The organism is Acetobacter lambici, from assembly GCF_011516885.1.
Lineage (GTDB): Bacteria > Pseudomonadota > Alphaproteobacteria > Acetobacterales > Acetobacteraceae > Acetobacter > Acetobacter lambici.
The window spans coordinates 1-12,040 of the sequence record NZ_WOTD01000052.1 but is presented as its reverse complement, the minus strand read 5'-3'; the positions used below and the strand labels follow the sequence as shown (position 1 = coordinate 12,040).

At 61.1% G+C, this 12,040-nt stretch carries 7 protein-coding genes, 1 tRNA gene and 1 pseudogene; 5 read left to right on the top strand and 4 right to left on the bottom strand.

Annotated elements, in window-relative coordinates; all coding sequences use genetic code 11:
* Positions 1-281: 281 nt before the first annotated feature.
* The gene (locus tag GOB86_RS13420; RefSeq protein ID WP_034927508.1) at positions 282-644 is read right to left on the bottom strand and encodes a winged helix-turn-helix transcriptional regulator; all 363 of its coding nucleotides are present in this window, start codon (positions 642-644) and stop codon (positions 282-284) included.
* Between the two features lie 115 nt (positions 645-759).
* On the opposite strand from GOB86_RS13420, the pseudogene GOB86_RS16550 reads away from it, so the two are divergent.
* Positions 760-1,883: pseudogene (locus GOB86_RS16550) on the top strand (alkene reductase).
* Positions 1,884-1,899: 16 nt separating this feature from the next.
* A complete protein-coding gene (locus tag GOB86_RS13410) occupies positions 1,900-3,270 on the top strand; it encodes an NAD-dependent succinate-semialdehyde dehydrogenase (protein WP_165993065.1) in 1,371 nt (456 codons plus the stop codon).
* 197 nt (positions 3,271-3,467) lie between these two features.
* On the opposite strand, the gene GOB86_RS13405 is transcribed toward GOB86_RS13410, so the two are convergent.
* Both GOB86_RS13405 and GOB86_RS13400 read right to left on the bottom strand, forming a co-directional pair.
* Entirely contained in the window at positions 3,468-4,115 is a 648-nt protein-coding gene (locus GOB86_RS13405; RefSeq protein ID WP_034927517.1) for an SOS response-associated peptidase, read from the bottom strand.
* Positions 4,116-4,127: 12 nt separating this feature from the next.
* A complete protein-coding gene (locus tag GOB86_RS13400) occupies positions 4,128-6,230 on the bottom strand; it encodes an ATP-dependent helicase (RefSeq protein WP_124306688.1) in 2,103 nt (700 codons plus the stop codon).
* A 156-nt stretch (positions 6,231-6,386) separates the two neighbouring features.
* Here GOB86_RS13400 and GOB86_RS13395 point away from each other — a divergent pair, with 156 nt between their 5' ends.
* From GOB86_RS13395 to GOB86_RS13385, 3 genes are read left to right on the top strand one after another with little or no spacing between them, the layout of a single operon-like run.
* The gene (locus GOB86_RS13395) at positions 6,387-7,151 is read left to right on the top strand and encodes an ImuA family protein (RefSeq protein WP_165993063.1); all 765 of its coding nucleotides are present in this window, start codon (positions 6,387-6,389) and stop codon (positions 7,149-7,151) included.
* Complete coding sequence (locus GOB86_RS13390; RefSeq protein WP_165993061.1) at positions 7,066-8,589, top strand: DUF6504 family protein; 1,524 nt, start codon at positions 7,066-7,068, stop codon at positions 8,587-8,589. The genes GOB86_RS13395 and GOB86_RS13390 overlap by 86 nt, the downstream gene beginning before the upstream one ends.
* Positions 8,586-11,759 carry an error-prone DNA polymerase gene (locus tag GOB86_RS13385; protein WP_165993058.1) on the top strand — a complete coding sequence of 1,058 codons (3,174 nt, stop codon included), beginning with the start codon at positions 8,586-8,588 and terminating at the stop codon, positions 11,757-11,759. The genes GOB86_RS13390 and GOB86_RS13385 overlap by 4 nt, the downstream gene beginning before the upstream one ends.
* Positions 11,760-11,929: 170 nt before the next feature.
* On the opposite strand, the gene GOB86_RS13380 is transcribed toward GOB86_RS13385, so the two are convergent.
* Positions 11,930-12,006 (bottom strand) — tRNA-Met (locus GOB86_RS13380).
* Positions 12,007-12,040 lie beyond the last annotated feature (34 nt).

Below are 12,040 nucleotides of genomic sequence, written 5' to 3'. Positions count from 1 at the left end.
GGATCATCACGCCAGCGAAGGATAAGGTCTCGAATAAGGTCGGTCATCAGTCCAGAAGCTACAATTATATTCGCTCTTGACACTGATTGTAACAGCATCTCACGTCAATGCGGATAATCGCAAGGCCTGGCGAGGTTTAAGATACTCATGTCCGCTTTCCGGAAAGTCGAATAGCCCCGCTTATGACCGGGATGAAGGCGACTGCTGCCCGTCCGCTCTGCTTCTGCTATACTGACAGGTATGTTGCTGCAGGAATTGTCCATAATGCTTAGCGGTCAATCTCAATCACCAGCTTTGTTCCGCTGGAGAGAATGCGCATACCGATCTCCCCATGTTTTGAGTGCCTGAATAACTGGTTTCAGGGTTTTGCCCAGATCGGTCAGGGCGTATTCCACATGCGGTGGTACCTCGGGGAAGACGGTGCGTGACACCAGGCCGTCTGCCTCGAGTTCGCGCAACTGGTTGGTCAGCATCCGCTGTGTGACATTGGGCAGGCGGCGGCGCAGTTCGCCAAACCGCAGCACCCCGTCCTCGAACAGGTGATACAGAATCAACGCCTTCCACTTGCCCCCAAACAGTTCGAGCGTGGCTTCCACCGTGCAGCCGGGGCTACAGGCCAGCGTGGTGTGACGAATGCGGGGCATGGTATCATTCCTGACACTAGTGGCGGTTTATGTGCGTTCTTGCGCACACCAGAGGGTGGGTCAATGTTTACACGCGGGCCGGACGGATGTCCTGCATTTGTGAACAAGGTTGATCATGTCTTCGTCTTCTTTATTCGATCCTGTGCGGCTGGGCGATTTGTCCCTTGAAAACCGGATCTTCCTGCCACCCCTGACACGCTGCCGCAGCACGCAACCCGGGGACATCACCAACACGCTGATGGCCGAATATTACGCGCAGCGCACACAGGCGGGGTTCCTGATTACCGAGGGCACGCAGATCGAACCCCGCGGACAGGGCTATGCCTGGACACCGGGCATCTACTCCCCTGAACAGGTCGCGGGCTGGAAACTGGTCACCAATGCGGTACACGCAAAGCGGCAGCCCATCTTTGCACAGTTGTGGCATGTCGGCCGCGTGTCCCACCGCGCTTTGCAACCTAGTCATGAGGCGCCGATCGCCCCGTCGGCGGTTGCGGCAACAGGCGTGAACGTGTTCATCCCCACGGGACCGGGCACGGGAAAGCTGGTCCCACCCGACATGCCGCGCGCACTTTCCATTCCCGAAATCCATGAACTGGTGGAGATGTATGCACAGGCGGCACGCAATGCACTGTCCGCCGGGTTTGATGGTGTGGAGATTCACGCCGCCAATGGTTACCTGATCAACCAGTTCCTATCCGAACGCGCCAATTTCCGTACCGATGCTTATGGCGGCAGCCTGTCCAACCGCCTGCGCTTCCTGCGCGAGGTGGTCGAAGCCGTCTCCGCCGTGGTTACGCCCGACAGGCTGGGCGTGCGATTTTCCCACTGTTCGGCACGACCACGGAAGAGCGTGTCTATCTTGGCCTGCTGGAGGACAATCCGGCGGAGACCTACACGCAGGCCGTGCGCGTGCTGGCGGATGCGGGCATCGCCTATGTCTCGCTCGCCGAAGCCGACTGGGATAATGCGCCGGAAATGCCGGACACCTTCCGAGCCAGTGTGCGCGACATCTTCGACGGCCGCATCCTGTGCGCGGGACGTTACGACCTGCACAAAGCCCAGCATGTGCTGGCACATGGATGGGCGGACATGATCGGCTTTGGCCGGAAGTTTATCGCCAATCCGGACCTGCCTGCGCGGCTGGAACACGGCTGGCCGTTCAACTCGCTGGACCCGGCGACGATGTATGGCGGCGGCGCGCATGGCTACACCGACTACCCGTTCCATAATCAATAAACAGGGAAACAGACCAATGAGTTTTTACCAAACCCTCAACCCGACCACGGAAACCGTGGAACGCACGTTTGAACTACATACCGCCGCGCAGATGAAGGCGATTGTCGATCGCGCGGACCATGTGTGGAAGACCGACTGGAAAAAATGCGACATCGCCGAGCGTAAGGTCGTCATGTCAAAGGCCGCCGATCTGCTGCGTCGCGATCGTGTGGCCCATGCGCGCCTGATCGCGACCGAAATGGGCAAGGCGCTACCGGACGCGCTGGAGGAAATCGACATCACCGCCGATATTCTCTCCTTCTATGCCGATGGCGCGGAGAAATTCCTCGCTCCCACGCATCTGAAGGTCAAGGAAGGCCATGCAAAGATCATCAATCAGCCGCTTGGCCTGATCTACTGCATCGAGCCATGGAACTTCCCCTATTACCAGCTTGCCCGCGTAGCGGGGCCGAACCTGATGGCAGGTAACGTGGTCATCGCCAAGCACGCGCCCAACGTGCCGCAATGCGCGCTGGCCTTTGAAAAGCTGTTCCACGATGCGGGCGCGCCTGTGGGCGTCTATACCAACATCTTCCTCGACAACGACCAGTCAGCCGAACTGATCAAGGATGTCCGCATCCGTGGCGTCGCGCTGACCGGTAGCGAACGCGCCGGCCAGGCGGTCGCGGCCGAAGCGGGGGCGGCGCTGAAGAAGGACACGATGGAACTGGGTGGCAGTGACGCCTTCGTCGTGCTGGATGATGCGGACCTTGAACTGGCGGTCAAATGGGCGACATGGGGTCGCTTCGCCAATAACGGGCAGGTCTGCACGGCGGCCAAGCGGATGATCGTGCATGAGAAGGTCTATGACGCCTTCCTCACCGGTCTGAAAAAGGCGATCACGCAGTTCCGCATCGGCGATCCGCTGACTGAGGGCACCACCCATGGCCCGATGAGCAGCAAAAAGGCGCTGGACACTGCGCTGGCGCAGACTGACGAAGCCGTTAAGGCAGGGGCAACTCTGGTGGTTGGCGGCAAGCGGATGGATCGCAAGGGGTTCTTCATGGAGCCGACTATCCTGACGAATGTCTCCAAAGACAATCCGGTCTTCTATCAGGAGATTTTCGGCCCCGTTGCGGTCGTGCACAAGGTCGCGTCAGAGCATGAAGCCATCGAACTGGCCAATGATTCCCCCTATGGTCTCGGCGGGTCCGTGTTCTCCCGCGACCTTGCTCGCGCCGAAAAAGTGGCGGAACAGGTCGAGACCGGCATGATGTTCATCAACACCGCAACGGCTGCAGCGCCTGAACTGCCCTTTGGCGGGATCAAAAATTCGGGTTTTGGTCGCGAACTGTCTTTCCTGGGCATCGAGGAGTTTATCAACCGCAAGCTGATCCGCGTTGCCTAAAGATTAGGCGAATGCTGCGCCCTGTCCCAGATAAAAACCTATCCGGGACAGAGGTGTACTACTCACCAAGTTAAATATCGCCTGCGGGTCAAGTGATATTGGGAAATGATATCTATCTGCTTTGCCAACCGTACGATTAGTCATCGAATGACCGGGATGAGGCGAAAGCGGCAAGTAATCTTTCGCCTTCATGGCCGTCATTCCAAAGAACGCCGGACTTCAACACGGACCAACAGATCATCTGGCAGAGGCCGCTGAAGCTGCAGAGCCTCCTCCGCTGGCGCATTCATCCACACATCCAGTTCATCCGGCTGCGTCAGGATCACAGGCATGGCCTTCGGATGAACCGCGCCCACTTCCCGGTTGGCCTCAGTGGTCAGAAAACCGAACAGGTCATCCGTCGTCTCCCCGTCCGCCAGTTTCCGCACCGACGTCCACCGGCACCAGATCCCGGCAAAGAAAGCCAGCGGCTCACCGTCGCTGCGGACAAACCACGCAGGCCGTGATTTGCCATTAGGCAAACGCTCCGGTTCCGAAAAGGCGGTCAGCGGCACTAGACAGCGATGCGCCACCCCTTCCCAGCGCTTCCACCATGTCGAGGTCGGATTGCGGATATTGGTCATACCGCGATCCACTTTATGGCCTTTCAGGTAACCGGGCGGTGTCGGCATGCCCCAGCGCGCCATGACCAGTTCACGGCCATTGTCTCCATTCCGCACAACCGGTGCCATCGTGTTCGGGTAAATCTCGGGCAATGGCTGGAGATTCCCCGTGCGATCCTCGAGGACTTTTGCAACGTCCTTGATCGCCTGTGGGTTGGAAGTCATGGAATAGAGATTGCACATCTGTCTGCTCCCTTACGACCACATGCCGCGCAGACGGGCTGCCATGTCGATCCGCACGGACTGCACCGCCTTCTGCCGGGCCTGCTCTTCCGGTTTCACGACCGGCCAGGCCATGGACTGGAACAAAGGCAGCATGTCCCGGTCGATGAAGCGCGTCCGCGAGGCATAGACATGCCGGTCGCCCCGGCTGTGCTGGCCATGCACGTAAAAACGCTGCGGTACCATGATATCGAGACTGTCCTTCGCCCGTGTCATAGCCACATAGAACAGCCGGCGCTCCTCCTCGATGTCGTCCTTCTCACCAGTGGCCAGATCAGACGGAATGCACCCATCGACCACGTTCATGACGAACACATTCTTCCACTCCTGCCCCTTGGCGGAATGAATGGTGGAGAGGATCAGATAGTCTTCATCCAGCAACGGCACGCCGGCCTGGTCGGATGTGGCATCCGGCGGATCCAGCGTCAGTTCGGTCAGAAACTTCTCTCGTGACGGATACCCCCCGGCGATCTGCTCAAGCTGCACCAGATCGGCCAGCCGCGTGGAGGCGTCCTCATGCAGCCGCTCCAGATGCGGCTCATACCAGTACCGCACAGCCGCGATCTCGCCCGGCCAACCGACCTGATGGCTGCCGAGAGCTGTCAGCAGATTCACAAACCCCGTCCAGGCCTCGCCACTGCGCTGCGGCGCTTTCACATCCTTCAGCGCCTCGAACGGATGCGCACTCTCGCCCATCGTATCCAGCACGCGTCGGGCCGAACCCGGCCCCACGCCGGGGAGAAGCTGCAACACCCGAAAGCCCGCGATGCGGTCGCGTGGGTTCTGGGCAAAACGCAATAGCGCCAGCACATCTTTCACATGCGCGCTGTCGAGAAATTTGAGGCCACCGAACTTCACGAACGGAATATTGCGCCGGGTCAGTTCCACCTCCAGCGTGCCGCTATGGTGCGAAGCCCGGAACAGCACGGCCTGCTGCTTCATCGGTGTTCCCGCCTCCCGCTCTTCCAGCACCCGATCGGCGATGTAGTTGGCCTGCGCCGTGTCGTCCCAGATGGTGACCAGTCGCGGCTTTTCCTCCGAAGTCCGTTCGGTCCACAGATCCTTGGTGAACCGCTCGGCCGCCTCACCGATCACGGCATTGGCCGCATCCAGAATGGGTTTCGTCGAACGATAGTTCCGATCCAACGTCACGATGCGCGCCGGGGGATCGAAAGACGCTGGAAAATCGAGGATGTTGCGCACGGTCGCGGCCCGGAAGGCATAGATGCTCTGCGCGTCATCACCCACCACCGTCAGGCCTCGACCGTCGGGCTTCATGCCCATCAAAATGTCCGCCTGCAGCCGGTTGGTGTCCTGATACTCATCGACCAGCACATGATCCCATTTGCCGCCGATATCAGCGGCCAGAACCGGGTCGCTGGTCATCTGCGCCCAGCACAGCAGCAGATCGTCGTAATCCAGCACGCCCTGTTCCTGCTTCGCGGTGACATAGCCTGCAAAGAGCTGTTTGAGCTGGGCTTCCCAGCCCGCGCACCACGGATAATGCTTCAGCAGCATATCGGCGAGCGGCGTGCCGGAATTCACCACACGGGAATAAATGGCAAGGCACGTGCCCTTGCCGGGGAACCGCTTCTCGGTTTTCGAAAACCCCAGATCATGCCGGATCAGATTCATCAGGTCAGCGGAATCTTCCCGGTCATGGATCGAGAAGGCCGGATCCATGCCGATCTGCTGGGCATACTCCCGCAGCAGCCGCGCACCAATGGAATGAAACGTCCCGGCCCAGGCCAGCGCGTCAACCAGAGGTCCGGTCTTGTCGCCGAGCACCGTTTTGCAGATGCGCTCCACCCGGCGCGTCATCTCCACACTGGCTCGCCGCGAGAAGGTCAGCAGCAGGATGCGGCGCGGATCAGCGCTCGAGGCGATCAGATGCGCGACCCGGTGGGCCAGCGTGTTGGTCTTGCCTGAACCGGCGCCAGCGATGACCAGCAGCGGGGATGAATCCGCGACGCCTGGCGAGTCTCCGATCCCATGCGTGACCGCCTGTCGCTGGGGGTCATTCAGACGGGACAGATAATCGTCGCGATCCGGGGCAGGAGAAGTCTCTGAATTCAATTCTTTAGCGCACTTTCATCAACGATACCGAACCAACATTGGACAGCAGCATGCCGGATACAGAGCGAATTTGCATTGACTTGCGTAGCATGATCAGAACAAATCACGAACATATAATCATGAAATGCAGCTGCACAAGGGACATCGAACCGTGACATGACCGCTGAAACCCACAAAAAACCGGGACTGGAGACCCTGCGGGCTGCGATCAGCCGTCTCGAAGGTCATAGTGACCGACGCCGCAAGATGCTGCCCTTTGGCGTGCGCGAGATCGACGGCCGACTGCCGGGCGGCGGTCTGGCGCTGGGAGCCCTGCATGAAGTGGCAGGTGGAGGCAATGACGCCCTGCACAGTGCGGCGGCCGGTCAGTTCTGCGCCGGGATTGCGGCCCGCACGCGCGGCAAGGTTCTCTGGATCGTCACCCGTCAGGATGTGTTCGCTCCCTCCCTGAAACAGGTCGGGCTGTCAGCACGGCGAACGATCTTTGTCGAGGCCAGTTCAGACGTCGATGTGCTGGCCTGTTTCGAGGAAGGGCTGCGACATGGCGGCCTCGGGGCCGTTGTGGCCGAGGTCGCCCGCCTGTCCATGACCGCCTCACGCCGCCTGCAACTGGCCGCCGAGACGTCCGGTTCCCTGGGCATCGCGATAAGACGCTGGCGGCGGCAGACAGATGCGGCAGATTTCGGCCAGCCAACCGCCAGTGTGACGCGCTGGCGGGTTTCCGTCCTGCCATCCGCGCCGCTGCCGGTCCCCGGCGTCGGAAGACCGCGCTGGCTGCTGGAACTGATCCGTGCCCGCGCAGGCGAATGTGCCGATTTTGAAGTGGAGGCCTGTGATGGCAAGGGTCGTCTCTCTTTACCTGCCGCTCTGGCCGACGGATCGGATCAGGAAGCGGCTGGGCAAAGACGCGCCCGCGCCTGAAACGCCGTTGGCCCTTGTCGGACGGGAAGGACGGCGGCGGGTTGTGCTGTCTGTTGATCTGGCCGCCCGCAAGCTGGGGCTGCGTCCCGGCACGCCGGTCGCCAAGGCGCAGGCGCTGTATCCCGATCTGGTGCTGATGGATGCCGATCCCGAGGGTGACCGGCTGGGACTGGAGAAGCTGGCCCTGTGGTTCCAGCACCGTATCGCGCCCATCGTGGCCGTCGATGCTCCGGACGGGCTGGTTCTGGACACGACCGGGGCGGATCACCTGCATGGCGGTGAACTTCCCATGCTCAAGGACATGGTTCATCGCATGGCGGGCGCCGGGTTCCGGGCAAAGGCCGTGGTGGCGGAGACGTGGGGCGCTGCGCACGCCATCGCCCGCTATGGCCGGGCACCGATTGCCGTTGTGCAGGCCGGTGATGCGTCAAAGGCACTGGCCGATCTTCCCCTTGAGGCGCTGCGCCTGCCCCCCACCATTATCGAAGGTCTGGCCACGCTGGGTGTGTCGCGCATCGGACCACTGGCCGCCATGCCACGGGCACCCCTAGCGCTGCGGTTCGGTCCTGATATCGCCCGCAGGCTGGATCAGGCCTTTGGACGCATCGGGGAAGCCATCCTTCCGGTCCGTCCCGTCGATCCAGTCGAGGTCAGCCGGAACTTTGCCGAACCCATCGGCGCTGCTGAGACCATCGCGCGCTATATCGGCAAGCTGGTGCCGCTGCTCTGCCAGGGGCTGGACGAACGTGGACAGGGCGTGCGCCGCCTCGACCTGCTGCTGCATCGCGTGGACAGTCGCACCGAAGCGATCCGTGTGGCGACCGCCATGCCCGTACGGGACGTGAAACGTCTGACGCGGCTGCTGTGCGAGAAAATTGAAACGATCAATCCGGGCTTCGGCATCGAGCGCATGGTGCTGATCGCGTCACAGGCGGAACCCATGGACCGGCGGCAGACGGTCTCCTCCCTGATTGCCGAGGAAGAGACCGATGTGTCTGATCTGGTCGACACACTGGCCAACCGTGTGGGTATGCAGGCGCTCTATCGGTTTGCCCCGGTGGAAAGTGATCTGCCCGAACGCTCCTTCTGCCGCGTGCCCGCTCTGGCCCCCGAGGAGACGAAGGACTGGCCGGATCACTGGCCGCGTCCGACGCGCCTGCTCGCACGACCTGAGCCGGTGCAGGCCATGGCGGAACTGCCGGACCAGCCGCCGCTGTTCTTCATCTGGCGAGGGGTGCGGCGGAAAGTGAAATGCGCTGACGGCCCGGAGCGGGTCTTTGGTGAATGGTGGAAGAATGATGCTGAACTGACCATCGCCCGGGATTACTTCCGGGTGGAGGACACGTCTGGAGAGCGCTTCTGGCTCTACCGGGCGGGTGATGGCGAGCATGGCGAGACCGGCTCGCAGGGCTGGTTCTTGCACGGAATCTTCGGATGACCATATCCGCACCGCGTTATACCGAACTACAGGTCACGACCTATTTCTCGTTCCTGCGCGGGGCATCCTCCCCGATCGAACTGTTCGAACAGGCCAAGGCACTTGGTATGGAGGCGCTCGGTATCTGCGACCGCAATTCTCTGGCCGGCATGGTACAGGCGCATGTGGCGGCGAAACAGGCGGGGCTCCGGCTTGTCGTGGGATGCCGTCTCGATCTGGCGGATTTTCCGCCCGTGTTGGTCTACCCGACGGACCGGGCCGCCTATGGCCGGTTGTGTCGTCTGCTCACCATCGGTAAGGCGCGCGCTGGCAAAGGGAAATGCCATCTGCTCTGGGAGGATCTCGTCACCTGGGGTGAAGGCCTGATCGTTGTCCTGATCCCCGACACGGCGGATGATGCCTGCGGTCTGCATCTGCGCAAGCTGAAGGACGCCTTTGCTGACCGTGCCTATATGGCGCTCACCCTGCTACGCCGTCCCAATGACCCGATGCGGCTGTATGAGCTTGCCAACCTGGCGCATCAGGCACGGGTGCCAACCGTTGTGACCAATGACGTGCTGTTCCATACCCACGACCGGCGCATCCTTCAGGATGTCGTCACCTGCATCCGGCATAACACCACCATCGACGAGGCCGGGTTCGTCCGCGAGCGTCACGCGGACCGCTATCTCAAACCGCCACAGGAAATGGCCCGGCTGTTCAGCCGTTACCCTGAAGCCGCCGCCCGCACCATGGATATCGTGGAGCGCTGCCGCTTCTCGCTCGATGATCTGGCCTACCAGTATCCTGATGAAGTCTCCGTACCTGGCCAGACACCCCAGCAGGCGCTGGAGGCGCTGACCTGGGAGGGCGCCCGTTCCGTCTATCCGGATGGCGTACCGGATGACGTGGCGGAAACGCTCCGCCATGAACTCGGCCTGATCGGGCGCATGGCCTACGCGCCCTATTTCCTGACCGTGAACAGCATTGTCCGCTATGCCCGCTCTCAGGATATTCTCTGTCAGGGACGCGGCTCGGCGGCCAATTCTGCCGTCTGCTACGTGCTCGGCATCACAGCCATCGACCCCGCCCGTAATTCGCTGCTGTTCGAGCGCTTCGTCTCCGAAGAGCGGGGCGAGCCGCCGGACATCGACGTGGATTTCGAGCATGCACGGCGCGAGCAGGTCATCCAGTGGGTGTATGAGCATTACGGACGTGACCGCGCGGCCCTGACAGCCGTGGTGATCCGCTATCGCGCCAAAGGGGCTTTGCGGGATGTTGGCAAGGTCATGGGCCTGCCGGAAGACCTGATCCGCACGCTCTCGGGCCAGACTCATGGTTGGGGCCACAGGCTGGACGATGACGCCCTGACTGATAGTGGCATTGATCTGTCAGACCGCCGTATCCGCCTGACGCTTGATCTGGCCCGCTGCCTGATCGGCGTACCCCGTCATCTGTCACAGCATCCCGGGGGATTTGTGCTGACGCATGACCGGCTGGATGAGCTTGTGCCCATTGAGCCTGCGTCGATGGAGCAGCGCCAGATCATCGAATGGGACAAGGATGATATCGACGTCCTGAAATTCATGAAGGTCGATATTCTGGCCCTTGGCATGCTGACCTGCATGAAGAAAGGTCTGGACCTGCTGGCGGCGCACAAAGGCCAACACTTTACGCTCCAGGCCCTCCCGGCCGAGGATCCGCGCACCTACGCCATGATCCGCAAGGCCGACACGATCGGCGTGTTCCAAATTGAATCCCGCGCGCAGATGTCCATCCTGCCGCGCCTGAAGCCGCGTGTGTTCTATGATCTCGTCATTGAGGTCGCGATCGTGCGTCCCGGCCCTATACAGGGGGATATGGTCCATCCCTATCTCCGCAGGCGCGAAGGGATCGAACCGGAAAACTATCCGACACCTGAACTGGAAAAGGTTCTGAAAAAGACGCTCGGTATCCCGTTGTTTCAGGAACAGGCGATGCAGGTCGCCATGATCTGTGCAGGGTTTACCGCCGCCGAGGCCGATCAGTTGCGTCGCGCGATGGCGACTTTCAAGAATACCGGTACCGTCTCGCAGTTTCAGACACGCCTGATCGAAGGCATGCGCGCCAATGGGTATGATGAGGAATTCGCCGAGCGGATCTATCAGCAACTGGAAGGCTTCGGTTCTTACGGATTTCCCGAGAGCCACGCGGCCAGTTTCGCCATTCTGGCCTACTCGTCGTCATGGATGAAATGCACCCATCCGGATGTGTTTCTGACCTCACTCCTGAACAGCCAGCCGATGGGGTTCTATGCGCCGGCACAACTGGTCCGCGATGCGCGGGAACACGGCGTGGAGGTCAGGCCTGTCTGCGTGAATGCTTCACGCTGGGACAGCACACTGGAAGGGCCGGAAACACCGGAGGGTCGCTTCGCCGTGCGGCTGGGCATCAGTCTGGTCAAGGGCCTGGCCAATGACGATGCGGCCCGGATTGTTGCCGCACGAGCCTCCCGTCCCTTTACATCCATTGATGATCTGTGGCGTCGGGCTGGCGTGAAGTCGGCAGCCCTGACCCATCTGGCCGAAGCGGACGCGTTCCGCCCTTCGCTCGGGCTGACACGGCGCGAGGCGCTCTGGGCGATCAAAGCTCTGCGCGATGAACCCCTGCCCCTGTTTGCGGCTGCGGAAGTAACGCGTGAAGCGGAGGAGCCGGATGTGTTGCTGCAGCCCATGCGGGATGGCGCCGAGGTAGTGCGGGACTATAACCGGCTTGGCCTGACCCTGCGGGACCATCCCCTCGCATTTCTTCGCAGGGATCTGCGAGAACGGGACATCGTCACCTGTCGGCAGGCGCTGGCGGCAAAGGATGGGAAGCGTCTCACCGTGGCAGGGCTGGTGCTGGTTCGGCAGCGACCAGGGTCTGCCGAAGGCGTGGTGTTCATGACGCTGGAGGACGAGACAGCCAACATGAACGTCATCATCTGGCCGGATATGTTCGATGCAAACCGGCGCGTGGTGCTTGGTGGGCAGATGCTGGCGGTGACGGGCATGCTCCAGAAGGAAGGTGACGTCGTGCATCTGGTAGCAAAAGAGATCACCGACCTTTCCGGGTTGCTCGCAGACATCGGTAATCGCTCCTCTGCTGAGAGCACCCATGACAGCGATTCCGCCGGTGAGCGCATCGTCGTCAGATCGCGTAATTTCCACTGATCGATAAGGCTGCCGACAAAGATCACGCCATCGTGAAACGCCCCGATTTCAGTCCTATCTACGCTGGAGTTTCACTCCCATTTGCATCCTATACGCATCCTGCGCGCGGAGCAGAAACGCAAAAGGCCGCCCATGAGGCGGCCTAAGTATTTGATATTAAACGGGATTCATGGTTGCGGGGGTAGGATTTGAACCTACGGCCTTCAGGTTATGAGCCTGACGAGCTACCGGGCTGCTCCACCCCGCGATGGTAATGAGTGTTGATTTTGATTTGAAGAGTT

What these genes read in the sequence shown, in the direction of transcription:
- GOB86_RS13420 (WP_034927508.1), bottom strand. Translation starts at nt 644, where the DNA reads ATGCCCCGCATTCGTCACACCACGCTGGCCTGTAGCCCCGGCTGCACG.
- GOB86_RS13410 (WP_165993065.1), top strand. Translation starts at nt 1,900, where the DNA reads ATGAGTTTTTACCAAACCCTCAACCCGACCACGGAAACCGTGGAACGC.
- GOB86_RS13405 (WP_034927517.1), bottom strand. Translation starts at nt 4,115, where the DNA reads ATGTGCAATCTCTATTCCATGACTTCCAACCCACAGGCGATCAAGGAC.
- GOB86_RS13395 (WP_165993063.1), top strand. Translation starts at nt 6,387, where the DNA reads ATGACCGCTGAAACCCACAAAAAACCGGGACTGGAGACCCTGCGGGCT.
- GOB86_RS13390 (WP_165993061.1), top strand. Translation starts at nt 7,066, where the DNA reads ATGGCAAGGGTCGTCTCTCTTTACCTGCCGCTCTGGCCGACGGATCGG.
- GOB86_RS13385 (WP_165993058.1), top strand. Translation starts at nt 8,586, where the DNA reads ATGACCATATCCGCACCGCGTTATACCGAACTACAGGTCACGACCTAT.